General features: G+C 71.6%; 10 protein-coding genes. 9 read left to right on the top strand and 1 reads right to left on the bottom strand.

What is annotated here, in order from left to right:
* Positions 1-32: 32 nt before the first annotated feature.
* From QA802_RS15100 to obgE, 9 genes are all read left to right on the top strand, one after another.
* Positions 33-1,187 (top strand): glycosyltransferase, encoded by a 1,155-nt coding sequence (locus QA802_RS15100; RefSeq protein ID WP_334522390.1) that lies wholly within the window; start codon positions 33-35, stop codon positions 1,185-1,187.
* A 130-nt stretch (positions 1,188-1,317) separates the two neighbouring features.
* Entirely contained in the window at positions 1,318-2,469 is a 1,152-nt protein-coding gene (locus QA802_RS15095; protein WP_334522387.1) for a hypothetical protein, read from the top strand.
* Positions 2,470-2,517: 48 nt separating this feature from the next.
* The gene (locus QA802_RS15090) at positions 2,518-3,282 is read left to right on the top strand and encodes a TIGR03936 family radical SAM-associated protein (protein WP_334522384.1); all 765 of its coding nucleotides are present in this window, start codon (positions 2,518-2,520) and stop codon (positions 3,280-3,282) included.
* A gap of 277 nt (positions 3,283-3,559) precedes the next feature.
* Complete coding sequence (locus QA802_RS15085; RefSeq protein ID WP_334522381.1) at positions 3,560-7,777, top strand: Rne/Rng family ribonuclease; 4,218 nt, start codon at positions 3,560-3,562, stop codon at positions 7,775-7,777.
* Positions 7,778-7,872: 95 nt separating this feature from the next.
* Positions 7,873-8,625, top strand: coding sequence for a phosphocholine cytidylyltransferase family protein (locus QA802_RS15080; protein WP_334522378.1), 753 nt, complete (start codon positions 7,873-7,875; stop codon positions 8,623-8,625).
* Positions 8,613-9,674 carry an iron-containing alcohol dehydrogenase family protein gene (locus QA802_RS15075; RefSeq protein WP_334522375.1) on the top strand — a complete coding sequence of 354 codons (1,062 nt, stop codon included), beginning with the start codon at positions 8,613-8,615 and terminating at the stop codon, positions 9,672-9,674. The genes QA802_RS15080 and QA802_RS15075 overlap by 13 nt, the downstream gene beginning before the upstream one ends.
* A 188-nt stretch (positions 9,675-9,862) precedes the next feature.
* The gene (gene rplU / locus QA802_RS15070) at positions 9,863-10,183 is read left to right on the top strand and encodes a 50S ribosomal protein L21 (RefSeq protein WP_007381993.1); all 321 of its coding nucleotides are present in this window, start codon (positions 9,863-9,865) and stop codon (positions 10,181-10,183) included.
* A 14-nt stretch (positions 10,184-10,197) separates the two neighbouring features.
* The gene (gene rpmA, locus QA802_RS15065; protein WP_010041940.1) at positions 10,198-10,452 is read left to right on the top strand and encodes a 50S ribosomal protein L27; all 255 of its coding nucleotides are present in this window, start codon (positions 10,198-10,200) and stop codon (positions 10,450-10,452) included.
* A gap of 154 nt (positions 10,453-10,606) precedes the next feature.
* On the top strand, positions 10,607-12,043 hold the full coding sequence (gene obgE, locus QA802_RS15060) for a GTPase ObgE (RefSeq protein WP_334534658.1): 1,437 nt from the start codon (positions 10,607-10,609) through the stop codon (positions 12,041-12,043).
* Between the two features lie 276 nt (positions 12,044-12,319).
* Here the strand turns inward: obgE and QA802_RS15055 are convergent, their stop codons facing one another.
* Positions 12,320-13,849 (bottom strand): DUF6020 family protein, encoded by a 1,530-nt coding sequence (locus tag QA802_RS15055; RefSeq protein WP_334522335.1) that lies wholly within the window; start codon positions 13,847-13,849, stop codon positions 12,320-12,322.
* Between the last annotated feature and the right edge of the window lie 17 nt (positions 13,850-13,866).

The raw sequence follows: 13,866 nt of genomic DNA, 5'->3' as shown, positions 1-13,866 counted from the left end.
CCGGACGCGGGTCCCGTGTGACGTTGACGCCCGTGAGACACCAGACGCTGTGCCTGTGCATGATCGTCAAGGATGAATCGCAGGTGATCGCCCGCTGCCTGGAGTCCGTCCGCCCCCTCATCGACTACTGGGTGATTTCGGACACCGGTTCGACGGACGGGACGCCGGACCTGATCAGGGAGGCGCTCGACGGCATTCCGGGCGAGCTTCACGAGGAACCCTGGGTCGACTTCGGGCACAACCGGACACGGAACATCCGGCACGCTCTCGGCATGGCCGACTACGTGCTCACGCTCGACGCCGACCACGTCCTGCGGCAGGACGCCCCGCTGCCTCGGCTGACGGCGGACTCGTACATGCTGCGCTACGACAACCCCCGCACCCAGCACCGCTTCAAGCACCTCATGCGGGGCGACCGCGCGTGGCGGTACGAGGGCGTCGTCTACGAGTACCCCCGCACCGAGGACGGTCCCGACCGGCAGGAGAACCTGGACGCGCTCGTCATCGAGGACCACGCGGACGGCGGCTGCCGCAGCGGCAGGTCCGAGCGCGACGCGGGGCTGCTGCGCGCCGAGTTGGAGCGCGACCCCGCCAACCCACGCACGGTCTTCTACCTCGCCAACACCGAACGTGATCTGGGGCATGCGGACGAGGCGATCGTGCTGTACGAGCGGCGGGCCGAACTGGGCGGCTGGGGGGAGGAGGTGTACTGCGCGCTCCTGGAGGCAGGGATCCTCCGGGCGGAGCGGACCGACGACTGGCCCGGGGCCATGGACGCGTTCTCCCGCGCCTGGGAGTCCCGTCCCGCCCGGCTCGAAGCCGTCTACGAACTGGCTTCGCGGCTGCGCCTGCGGAGCCGGTACCACACGGCGTTCTCCCTGCTCGGTGCGGTCGTGGGCCGTCACGAGCCGGACGATCTGCTCTTCACCAGGTCCTGGGTGTACCGGTGGGGACTGCTCTTCGAGTTCTCCGTGTGCGCCTACGGCGTCGGCGACCACACGGCCGCCGTCCGGGCCTGCGACGCGTTGCTGGCGATGCCGGACCTGCCCGACGCCGTCCGCAGGCAGCTCGAGAGCAACCGGAAGCTCTCCCTCCCGCACGTCGAGGCCGGGTCGGGGCATGCCACCCCGGTACGCCGTCCGAGGGCGGCCCGGGCCGGGAAGGCCGCGCGGGACCGCGAGCCCTAGCCGGCGGTCAGTGCCGCTGGTCCTCCTGACGCTCCTTCATGACGTGTCCGCACCCGTCCGTGTTGGGCCGTTCGGGTCGGCGTGTTCACGCTGGTGCATCCACCGAGCCGGTTGTCGCGTCTACCTCCACATGGACCTGCAGAAACCGATCGCCCCACCGCCCGTGCAGCCGTCCGCGTCCGACGACCGGGCTCTCGAAGGCTGTCTGGTCGTCGCGATCCGGCTGCCCCTGCGGATCGTCGTGCTCGTGCTGGTCGTGCCCGTGCGGATGGTGTGGGACGTGCTCGTGGTCGCGGGGCGGTTCCTCCGGGACACCGTGCTGCGGCCGTTCGCGCGGGCCCTGCTCTGGCTGGGGAAGGCGCTGTTCGTCCTGCCGCTGATCGGGCTGTGGCGGTACGTCCTGACGCCCGCGGGCAAGGCGCTCGTCTGGCTCGGGCACGTGCTGCTGGTCGTACCGGCGCTCTGGCTCCATCGGTACGTCCTGACGCCGGTCGGGCAGGGCATCGCCTGGCTGGCGCGGGTCGTCGGGGCCGGGTTCGGGTGGGTGTACGCGCGCGTGCTGACGCCCGTGGGGCACGCGCTCGCGTGGCTGGCGAAGGGAATCGGAACCGTCCTCGCCGCTGCCGGGGCCGGCGTGTACACGGCCGTCACCTGGCTGTTGCGGTATCTCGTCGGCGTCCCCGCCCGCCTGCTCCACACGTGGATCCTCGCCCCGGTCGGCCGGGCCGTCGCCTGGTGCGCGCTCGGTGTGGGGCGGCTGGTGGGTCTGCTGGTCAGCGGGGTCGGGACGGCCCTGTACCGGACCGCGTACTGGACCGCTCGGATCCTGGTCGTGCTGCCCGCGGCCGCCCTGTGGCGCTGGGTGTTCGCCCCCGTCGGCCGTTTCCTCGCGGTCGTCGCCCGGGAGGTGGGGGACGCGCTCGGGCAGGCCTGGCGGATCGCCGGACGCATCTCGCTGGCGGTCGGCCGGTTCCTCGGGACCCTCCTGCGGTGGATCTTCGTCGAGCCGGTGCGCTGGGTGTACCGGACCGTCCTCACCCCGGTCGGGCACGCCGTCCGCGACGCCGTGCTGCGGCCGGCCGCGCGCGCCGCGCGCGGCGTGGGCCGGGCCACCCGGCAGGCGCTGGCCGCCGCCCGCGAGACGGCCCGGCAGGCCCGCGCCGACGTGCGGCGGCTGCTCTTCGGGAAGCCGCGGCAGCCGGCGGCGGTCGGCCGGCGGGAACCATCGAGGGGCGAGGCACGTACTCTTGGTAGCAGGACGACCGCTCTCACGAAGGACTGAACGACACTGGGCAAGCGACAGCCCGAAGGCCCGCCGCCCGCACCCGCGGTGCAGCGCATCCGACTGCGCTACACCAAGCGCGGCCGCCTCCGGTTCACCAGCCACCGTGACTTCCAGCGCGCCTTCGAGCGTGCGTTGCGCCGTGCCGAGGTGCCGATGGCGTACTCGGCGGGGTTCACGCCGCACCCGAAGGTGTCGTACGCCAATGCCGCACCCACCGGCACGGGCAGTGAGGCGGAGTATCTGGAGATCGCGCTCACCGCGGCGCGGGACCCGGAGAAACTGAGAGTCCTGCTCGACGAGTCGCTGCCCACTGGGCTCGACGTCGTCGACGCGGTCGAGGCCCGGACCTCGGGGCTCGCCGACCGGCTGACGGCCTCCGTGTGGGAGCTGCGGCTGGACGGCGTGGACCCGGCCGTCGCCGACCGTGCGGTGGACGCCTTCAACGCGGCCGACGCCGTCGAGGTCCAGCGCACGACCAAGAACGGCGTCCGTACCTTCGACGCCCGTGCCGCGGTCGTCCGACTGGAAACGCACAGTGAACCCGCTGATAGGCCGACCGACCAGCCCTGTGCGATACTGCGGCTGGTTGTTCGGCACGTGACGCCTGCCGTACGACCCGACGACGTCCTGTCCGGTCTCCGCGCCGTGGCCGACCTGGCGCCGCCGGTCCCCGCAGCGGTGACCAGGCTGGCGCAGGGGCTGTTCGATGCAGAGACCGGCACGGTGACCGACCCGCTCGCGCCCGACCGCGAGGCAGTTCAGGCCCACACAACGGCCGAACCCGCTGCCGCCGCGAAGGCGCCCGCGTAGGGAAGGTTCCGCGAAGGAACGTACGTCGTAGCGCCGCCCTCGTACTCGGGAGCCACCTGGGTCGGGCGGCGAACCGACCAGAAGACTTTCGCCAGGCCGTACGCATTCGGCGTACGGAACCGGCGAGACAGGACACAGAAAGCTCCCGTGCGGCGCCCGCGCCCCGGACGGCGGCACCGCGCATCGCGCGAGCCGCGGACGTCAACGGCGGTCGATCCTTCGTGATCGCCGCCGGACCAGGCGCGGCGCCCGGGAGCCTGACGGGAGAAACGCCCGCATGCTCGAGCCAACCGAATCCACAGAGTCCGTTCCGGACTCCGATGCGAACACCCCCAGCGACACCCTGCCGCCGCGTCGTCGGCGCCGTGCCGCTTCCCGGCCGGCGGGTCCGCCGGTCGCCGCCGCCGACTCCTCGGCCGAGATCACCACGCCGGCCATACCGGCGGTGGAGTCCGCCGAGCAGCTGGCGGAGGAGGACCTTCAGGACGTGACCGTCCCGGAGGAGAAGGCCTCCGCTGACGCCGAGGCGCAGGAGCCCGAGGCCGCGCCCCGTACGCGCCGCCGTGCCACCCGCCGTGCGTCCGCGCCCGCCGGCGCCCCGGCCGCCGTCGAGGCCGCCGAGACCGTCGTGCCCGTGGCAGCGGCGGAGGAAGCTCCCGCCGAGCAGGCCGAGGCCGAGGCCGTGGCCGTGGCCGAAGAGGCCCCTGCCGAGGACGCCGCTCCTCGCCGTACCCGCCGTCGGGCCACGCGCCGCGTGTCCGCGCCGGCCGAGGAGACCGCGGCCGAGGTCGTCGAGCCCGTCGTCGAGTCCGTCGTCGAGCCTGCCTCCACGACGGCCGTCGCGGAGCCCGAGCCGGAGCCCGAGGCGCCCGTCGAGGCCGCCCCGCGTGCCCGTCGGCGGGCCACCCGTCGGGCGACCGCCCCCGCCGGAGCCCCGGAGGCCGAGACGCCCGCCGCCGCCGAGGCCGAGACGCCCGCGGCCGCTGAATCTGTGGCGCCCGCCGCCGACGAGACGCCCGCCGCCGACGAGACGCCCGCCGAGCCCGCGCCCCGCGCCCGTCGCCGCGCGACCCGCCGCGCCGCCGCGCCCGCCGAGGCCGAGGTCCCCGAGGCCGTGAAGGCCGAGCCGGTCGCCGAACCCGTCGAGTCGGCCCAGGCAGCCGCTGCCGAGACGCAGACCAAGACGAAGGCAGTCGCGAAGGCACCCGAGGCCGCTGCCGCCGCCGATGCCTCCGCCGACGACGAGGACGCCGGTTCCCGGCGTGGGCGACGGCGCGTGGTGCGCCGGGCCGCGGGCGGCTTCACCGCGCCCGCCCAGGAGCGCGCGGAGTCCGACGCGCCGAGCCGCCCCGCGCGGCCCGCGGTCGCCGTGTTCCAGGCGCCCGTGTTCGCCGAGCCGCAGTTCCAGACCCCGCAGCGGGCCGCCGCCGAGGCTGCCGCCGCGGAGGCCGACGCCGGCGAGGAGGAGCCGGAGGAGCGCGAAGAGGTCCAGGAGGCGGTGGAGGAGCCGGCCGGTTCGCGCCGCCGCCGTCGTCGTCGGGCCGCCGGATCCGGCGACGAGACCGAGGCCGAGGCCGAGCGCACCGCCGCGCCCGCCGCCCCCGTCGCCGAGGTCGAGCCGGAGACCGAGCCGGAGGACGCCGACGAGCCCGCCGAGGACGTCGCCGACGGCGACGACGAGACCGAGGAGACCGGTTCGCGCCGCCGTCGCCGCCGGGGCGGCCGTCGCCGTCGCCGTGGCGACGCCGCCGACGGCGAGGGGGACTCCGGGGACGCCGACTCCGACGAGTTCGCCGCAGAGCAGGCCGAACAGAGCGCGCAGGACGCCGAGGACACCGCCGAGCAGGAGGACGAGGACACGGAGGACGACGAGGCGGGCGGTTCCACCGCCGGAAGCCGTCGCCGCCGTCGCCGTCGTCGTCGCGCCGGGGACTCGTCCACCGAGGCCGAGCCCGGCGACGGCGACCCGGAGCGCACCGTCGTCAAGGTCCGCGAGCCGCGCAAGCCCTCCGAGCCGTCCGACGAGGTGCAGTCCATCAAGGGCTCGACGCGTCTGGAGGCCAAGAAGCAGCGCCGCCGGGAAGGCCGTGAGCAGGGCCGCCGCCGGGTGCCGATCATCACCGAGGCCGAGTTCCTGGCCCGTCGCGAGGCCGTCGAGCGGGTGATGGTCGTCCGCCAGAGCGGCGAGCGCACCCAGATCGGCGTCCTCGAGGACAACGTGCTCGTCGAGCACTACGTCAACAAGGAGCAGGCCACCTCGTACGTCGGCAACGTCTACCTGGGCAAGGTCCAGAACGTGCTGCCGTCGATGGAGGCCGCCTTCATCGACATCGGCAAGGGGCGCAACGCCGTCCTGTACGCCGGCGAGGTCAACTTCGAGGCGCTCGGCATGGCCAACGGGCCGCGCCGTATCGAGGCCGCCCTGAAGTCGGGCCAGTCGGTCCTCGTCCAGGTGACGAAGGACCCGATCGGGCACAAGGGCGCGCGTCTGACCAGCCAGGTCTCCCTCCCGGGGCGTTACCTGGTGTACGTGCCCGAGGGCTCGATGACCGGCATCAGCCGCAAGCTGCCCGACACCGAGCGGGCCCGGCTGAAGACGATCCTCAAGAAGATCGTCCCCGAGGACGCGGGCGTCATCGTGCGCACCGCCGCCGAGGGCGCGAGCGAGGACGAGCTGCGCCGTGACGTCGAGCGGCTGCAGGGCCAGTGGGAGGACATCCAGAAGAAGGCGAAGAACGGCGGCAACGCCCCGACGCTGCTGTACGGCGAGCCGGACATGACCGTCCGGGTCGTGCGCGACATCTTCAACGAGGACTTCACCAAGGTCATCGTCAGCGGTGACGAGGCCTGGTCGACGATCCACGGGTACGTCTCGCACGTCGCCCCCGATCTCGCCGAGCGGCTGTCGAAGTGGACCTCCGAGGTCGACGTCTTCGCCACCTACCGGATCGACGAGCAGCTCGCCAAGGCGCTGGACCGCAAGGTCTGGCTGCCCAGCGGCGGTTCGCTGGTGATCGACCGGACCGAGGCGATGGTCGTGGTCGACGTCAACACCGGCAAGTTCACCGGGCAGGGCGGCAACCTCGAGGAGACGGTCACCAGGAACAACCTGGAGGCGGCCGAGGAGATCGTGCGTCAGCTGCGGCTGCGCGACCTCGGCGGCATCATCGTCATCGACTTCATCGACATGGTGCTGGAGTCCAACCGGGACCTGGTGCTGCGCCGGCTGCTGGAGTGCCTGGGCCGCGACCGCACCAAGCACCAGGTGGCGGAGGTCACCTCGCTGGGTCTGGTCCAGATGACCCGCAAGCGGGTGGGCCAGGGTCTGCTGGAGTCGTTCTCGGAGACCTGTGTGCACTGCAACGGGCGCGGTGTCATCGTCCACATGGAGCAGCCGACCGCGGTCGGCGGCGGCGGGAAGCGCAAGAAGCGCGGCCGTGGCGGCGACGGGCACGCCCACGAGCACGAGGCGGCGGTCGACGTCGTCGAGCCGCTGGGCGTCGAGCAGGAGGCGGAGAGCGAGGCCGAGGTCGCCGCAGAGGTGGCCGAGCCGGTCGCGCTCGCCGCTCCGGAGTTCGCGCCGGACGAGGAGCTGTACAGCAGCATCGCCGAGGCGGAGGCCTCCGCCACCCGTGGCCGGGGCCGGCGTCGGGCGAGCCGCAGGGCGTCCGCCCCGGCGGGCACGCCGCGAGGCGGCGCGTCGCGCAGGACGGACGGTTCCGAGGCGTTCGGCGCGGCGGAGACCGTCGAGGCGGCCCCCGCGTCGCCGGCGGCTCCCGAGACGCTCGTCGAAGCGCCCACCGCGCAGGAGGTCACCGCCGAGGCGGCGGCCGAACGTGTGGTGCGGCCCGCCGAGGCGGCCGCGGCGCACGCCGAGCCGGTAGCCGTCGAGGACCCGGTCGTCGAGGCTCCGGCCGATGAGACCCTGGTCGTCGACGAGGCCGCACCCGTGGGCCGTACCCGGCGTCGCGCCACCCGCAAGGTGTCCGCGCCGGCCGGTTCGCCCGCGGGGGCGGAGGCCGCCGTGGTGACGGTCGTCGAGCCGTCGCCGGGACAGGCCCCGGTCACTCCGCAGGAGCAGCCCGAGACCGAGTCCGTGGCTGAGCCGGTCGCGGAGAGCGCGGCGCCGGCCCGTCCGCGGCGTCGTGCGGTGCGCAAGGCCACCGCGCCCGCCGCGCCCACCGCGGCCGAAGAGACGGCCGTCGTGGTCGTCCCGTCAGCCCCGGCCGCCGAGCCCGAGGCGGAGGTCCCCGCTCCCGAGGACACGGAGGCGGCTCCGGCCAAGAAGACGGCCGCTCGCAAGACGGCCAAGAAGGCCACGGCGAAGAAGGCCGCCACGAAGAAGACGACGGCGGCCAAGAAGGCGGTCGCGGAGAAGACCGCAGCCAAGAAGACCGCAGCCAAGAAGACGACGGCCAAGAAGGCCACGGCGAAGAAGACGGTGGCGGCCCAGCAGAACGCGCAGTCCGTCTCGGTCGCGGCCGAAGAGGACTGACCCGCTCACCGGCGCTTGTGCCCTGTCCGTTGTCGGACAGGGCACAAGCGCTTCGGCCCTCACCCACGGGTGTGAACCATCAGGAGGAAACAGCGATGATCGGCCTCGTGCTGGCGGCCGGCGCCGGACGGCGTCTGCGGCCCTACACGGACAGTCTGCCCAAGGCGTTGGTGCCGGTGGGGCCCGCGGGCAGGGAAGGCGAGCCCACGGTCCTGGACCTGACGCTCGGCAACTTCGCCGAGATCGGGCTGACCGAGGTCGCGGTCATCGTCGGCTACCGCAAGGAGGCCGTGTACGCGCGCAAGGCGGCGCTGGAGGCCAAGTACGGCCTCAAGCTCACCCTCATCGACAACGACAAGGCCGAGGAGTGGAACAACGCCTACTCCCTGTGGTGCGGTCGTGACGCTCTCAAGGACGGCGTGATCCTCGCCAACGGCGACACCGTGCACCCGGTGTCCGTGGAGAAGACGCTGCTCGCCGCCCGCGGCGAGGGCAGGAAGATCATCCTCGCGCTGGACACCGTGAAGTCCCTCGCGGACGAGGAGATGAAGGTCGTCGTCGACCCCGAGCGGGGCATGACGAAGATCACCAAGCTGATGGATCCGGCCGAGGCCACCGGCGAGTACATCGGCGTCACCCTCATCGAGGGCGACGCGGCTCCCGAACTGGCCGACGCCCTCAAGGCCGTGTGGGAGACCGACCCGCAGCAGTTCTACGAGCACGGCTACCAGGAGCTGGTGAACCGCGGCTTCCGTATCGACGTGGCGCCGATCGGCGACGTCGAGTGGGTGGAGATCGACAACCACGACGATCTCGCCCGTGGACGGGAGATCGCGTGCCTGTACTGACCCGGCTGATCCCCTCGCCGCTCGTCGTGGACATCCGCCCGGGCGCCCTCGACGACCTCGCGTACGTCCTTGCCGACGAGCGGATCTCGCACTCGGGCAAGCTCGCGGTCGCCGTCAGTTGTGGCTCGGGCGCGCGGCTGCGTGAGCGGCTGGCCGCCTCGATGCCGGACGCCACCTGGTACGAGGTGGGCGGCGGCACGCTGGACGACGCGATCAGGCTGGCCGGCGACATCAAGGCCGGCCACTTCGACGCGGTTGTGGGCCTGGGCGGCGGCAAGATCATCGACTGTGCGAAGTTCGCCGCGGCGCGGGTGGGCCTGCCGCTGGTCGCGGTGCCGACGAACCTCGCGCACGACGGGCTGTGCTCGCCGGTCGCCACCCTCGACAACGACGCGGGCCGCGGCTCCTACGGCGTGCCGAACCCGATCGCCGTGGTGATCGACCTGGACGTCATCCGCGAGGCCCCGGTGCGGTTCGTGCGCGCCGGCATCGGCGACGCGGTGTCCAACATCTCGGCCATCGCGGACTGGGAGCTCGCCAACCGGGTCAGGGGCGAGAAGATCGACGGTCTCGCGGCCGCGATCGCCCGCCAGGCCGGCGAGGCCGTGCTGCGACACCCGGGCGGCATCGGCGACACCGGCTTCCTCCAGGTGCTGGCCGAGGCGCTGGTGCTCAGCGGCATCGCGATGTCGGTGTCGGGCGACTCCCGCCCCTCCTCCGGCGCGTGCCACGAGATCAACCACGCCTTCGACCTGCTCTTCCCCAAGCGGGCCGCCGCCCACGGCGAACAGTGCGGACTCGGCGCGGCCTTCGCGATGTACCTGCGCGGAGCCCACGAGGAGTCGGCCTACATGGCCCAGGTGCTGCGCCGGCACGGACTGCCCGTCCTGCCCGAGGAGATCGGCTTCACGGTGGACGAATTCGTCCGCGCCGTGGAGTTCGCCCCCGAGACCCGGCCCGGCCGCTACACGATCCTCGAACACCTCGACCTCGAGCCCGACCAGATCAAGGACGTCTACACTGCCTACGTCAGGGCCGTCGGCGGGTGAGACCCGGCCGGTTTGACCCCTCGGTCCAGGCCCCGTAACCTGGATCGTCGGCGTGTCGAGCGGCGCGCCACATCCCCGTAAACCTTTTCCTCCCGGGTACTTCGGTGGCCGGGAGAGGCCCGCCCATGGGTTTTGCCCGGCGGCTGGACTGCGGGGGTGCCGTTCCTGAGTAAGAGAGTGAGATCCGCGTGTACGCCATCGTGCGCAGCGGTGGTCGCCAGCACAAGGTTGCTGTCGGCGACATCGTTGAGGTTGACAAGATTTCCACTGCCAAGGTTGGCGACACGGTCGAGCTCTCGACCCTCCTCGTTGTCGACGGCGACGCTGTGACCAGCGACCCGTGGGTGCTGGCCGGTATCAAGGTCCAGGCCGAGGTCGTGGACCACCACAAGGGTGTGAAGATCGACATCCTTCGCTACAAGAACAAGACCGGTTACCGCCGTCGTCAGGGCCACCGCCAGCAGTACACGGCGATCAAGGTCACTGAGATCCCCGCGGCTGCGAAGTAAGGGACTGAGGAGAGATGGCACACAAGAAGGGCGCATCGTCCACCCGGAACGGTCGCGACTCGAATGCCCAGCGGCTCGGCGTGAAGCGCTTCGGCGGTCAGGTCGTCAACGCGGGTGAGATCCTGGTCCGCCAGCGCGGCACGCACTTTCACCCCGGCGCGGGCGTCGGCCGTGGCGGCGACGACACGCTGTTCGCCCTGCAGGCCGGTTCGGTGCAGTTCGGCACCCACCGTGGCCGCAAGGTCGTGAACATCGTTCCGGTCGCCTGAGTCAGTACCTGATTCATGGCTTGACCGAACGTTTCGCGAGGCGGACCTCACTTCCCTGGTGGGAAGGCGGGTCCGCCTTTCGCGTGTTGGAGCAGTAGGCATCAGATAGACCAGTAGAGACCCGTACGTTTTCGTAGTGCTGGAGGCACCCACCATGACCACCTTCGTGGACCGCGTCGAACTGCATGTCGCCGCGGGTAACGGAGGCCACGGCTGTGCCTCCGTCCACCGTGAGAAGTTCAAGCCGCTCGGTGGCCCCGACGGGGGCAACGGCGGCCGTGGCGGCGATGTGATCCTGGTCGTCGACCAGTCGGTCACGACGCTCCTCGACTATCACCACAAGCCCCATCGCAACGCCACCAACGGCAAGCCCGGCGAGGGCGGCAATCGCTCCGGCAAGGACGGTCAGGACCTGATTTTGCCGGTCCCGGACGGCACGGTTATCCAGGACAAGGCCGGCAATGTGCTGGCCGACCTGGTCGGCCACGGCACCTCGTACGTCGCCGCCCAGGGCGGCCGCGGTGGCCTCGGCAACGCGGCCCTCGCTTCAGCCCGCCGCAAGGCGCCTGGATTCGCGCTGCTCGGCGAGCCCGGTGACCTCCAGGACATCGTCCTGGAGCTGAAGACGGTCGCGGACGTGGCGCTCGTCGGCTACCCGAGCGCGGGCAAGTCCTCGCTGATCTCCGTCCTGTCCGCAGCCAAACCGAAGATCGCGGACTACCCGTTCACGACCCTCGTGCCGAACCTGGGCGTGGTGACGGCCGGCTCCACGGTCTACACGATCGCCGACGTGCCGGGCCTGATCCCGGGCGCCAGCCAGGGCAAGGGGCTGGGCCTGGAGTTCCTGCGCCACGTCGAGCGGTGCAGCGTCCTGGTGCACGTGCTGGACACGGCGACCCTGGAGTCCGAGCGCGATCCGCTCTCCGACCTCGACATCATCGAGGAGGAGCTCAAGCAGTACGGCGGCCTGGGCAACCGGCCGCGGCTCGTGGTGCTGAACAAGATCGACGTCCCGGACGGCAAGGACCTCGCCGAGATGGTCCGCCCGGATCTGGAGGAGCGTGGCTACCGCGTCTTCGAGGTGTCCGCGGTCGCCCACATGGGTCTGAAGGAACTGTCCTTCGCACTCGCCGAGATGGTGGGCGCGGCGCGAGCTGCCAAGCCGAAGGAGGAGGCGACGCGGGTCGTCATCCGTCCCAAGGCGGTCGACGACGCGGGCTTCACCGTCTCGCTGGAGGAGGACGGCCTGTTCCGCGTCCGGGGCGAGAAGCCCGAACGCTGGGTGCGCCAGACCGACTTCAACAACGACGAGGCCGTCGGCTACCTCGCCGACCGGCTCAACCGCCTCGGTGTGGAGGACAAGCTGATGAAGGCCGGCGCCCGTGCCGGAGACGGTGTGGCCATCGGGCCCGAGGAGAACGCCGTCGTCTTCGACTGGGAGCCGACGATGATGAGCGGCGCGGAGATGCTGGGCCGACGTGGTGAGGACCACCGCTTCGACGCCCCTCGCCCGGCCGCGCAGCGCCGCCACGACCGGCAGGCGGAGCGGGACGAGGCCGACCAGGAGTTCGACGACTTCGAAGCGTTCTAGGGCGGAGATCCGGCGTCCGGCCCGGACGCCGGATCTCCGGTCCCCGCCCGACTGCACGGTGTCACGCAGTGCCCTGGCCGTGCGCGCCGCTTCGAGCAGGCCGCCACCTTGCGAGGTGACCAAGGCGCGGAGCGCTGTCGGCGCGGGGCGCACATGGCGACGGTCCGACCCTCGATGAACAGTGCCCGGTACTTGCACGACCTGTCACGACGAAGGGCCCGTCGGCTCCCCAGGGGAGCCGACGGGCCCTTCGTCGTATCGGTGACCCGCCCGAAATCAGGACACCGGTGCGGGTTGCGCGTCGAGGCCGGTGGAGGAGGGGTCCTCCGACTTGCGGGACGGGCCGGAGGCCTGGGGCTCGGCCCCGCTTCGCCTGCCGAACCGCGGGTTCGCGCCGATCAGCGGCAACGTCAGGATGCCCAGGAACATCGGTGCGAACATGTACCGCGCCAGCGGGGCCGGGTTCGCCACCACCACCGTCAGCTGGAGCGACAGCGTGACCGCCATCAGGCCCACAGGCGCCCAGGACCGCTGCCGGCGCGAGAACACCCAGACAGCGGCATACGCTGCAAAGCACCAGGTGGCGCCTCGGAACAGCAGCCACTGCAGCTGCGGCGTCTTACTGGCCTTCCACGTGAAGTACGCCACGTCGTGCAGGTGGTCGTTGAGCGGACGGATCTTCAGCTCCGGGCGGTACGGGCTGTCCCGCATCTCGGGGTTCCAGTTCGTCCAGCCGAACAGGTTTTTCGGCACCGACGGGACGCTGATCAGCGTGTTGCCCGCCAGGTCGGCCGGACCCGGGAACGGCGACCAGGCGATCTGCGAGCGGCACAGCCGCGCCCCGATCATCTGGTCAGGCGTCCGCTTCAGGACACGCGTCCACAGGTCTATCAGCTGGGTGTTGAGCTGCGCGGCCTTCTTACGGTCCATCGGCTTCTGCATCGCCCAGTCGGCGTTGTAGCAGTTGGCCGCCCTGCCGCTCCAGTGCGACAGCGGCGCCACCTTCGCCATGAGCTCCGTGTCGGCCTTGGTGAAGGTCTTCGGGGCCTTGCCGTAGACGACCGCGATGTCCGCATAGTTCATCGCGTACACCTGGTCCTTCGTCGGCGTGATCACCCCCAGCGCGGGATAGACGACGAGGTTCAGCAGGCCCGAGATCAGCACCGGGATCACCGTCGCGACCAGCAGTGCCTTGCGCATCCGCGGCAGTACCAGCAGCAGCACCGGCGCGGCGATGACCGCGACGAGCAGGCCGTTGTTGCGAAACAGGCCCATGCACAGGAAGCCGAGGAACAGGAGTGCGATCTCGTTACGGAATGCCTTGTCCCGCACGGACTGCTCGTCGCGCATGCGGCGCGCGACGAGCCGCCCGGCCGCTCCGAATGCCAGAACCGCGCCGATGGCGAACGGCACGTCCTTCCAGACGAAGATCGTGAACGTGCCCAGCGACGGCAGAGCCGCGCAGACTATCGCGGCCCACGCGCTCCACTTGCCCGGCACCCCGAACTGCCGCAGTGTCACCGTCACATAGGCCAGCGCGGCCGCCATGGCGATGGACTGAGCCAACGTGAGGATCGCCAGATCACCGGTGGTCTGCAGCGAGAGCCAGACCAACCCGTCATAGGCCACCGAGTGGTTGGACATCCAGTGACCGGTGGTGACGTGCCACACGTACGAGATGGAGTCGTAGCTCATCCCACCCGGATAGAACGCCGCCCACCAGAGCAGGAAGATCGCCTGCGTGACGGCGTAGACGGCCAGGGGTAGCCGACGCTCCTTCGGGATGCGTTCCAGACGCTCTCTCAAACGCACTGTGTCGAAGG

Origin of the sequence: Streptomyces sp. B21-105 (genome assembly GCF_036898465.1) — a bacterium.
In the GTDB taxonomy this organism is placed as follows: domain Bacteria; phylum Actinomycetota; class Actinomycetes; order Streptomycetales; family Streptomycetaceae; genus Streptomyces.
This window is presented reverse-complemented; position numbering and strand designations above follow the sequence as displayed.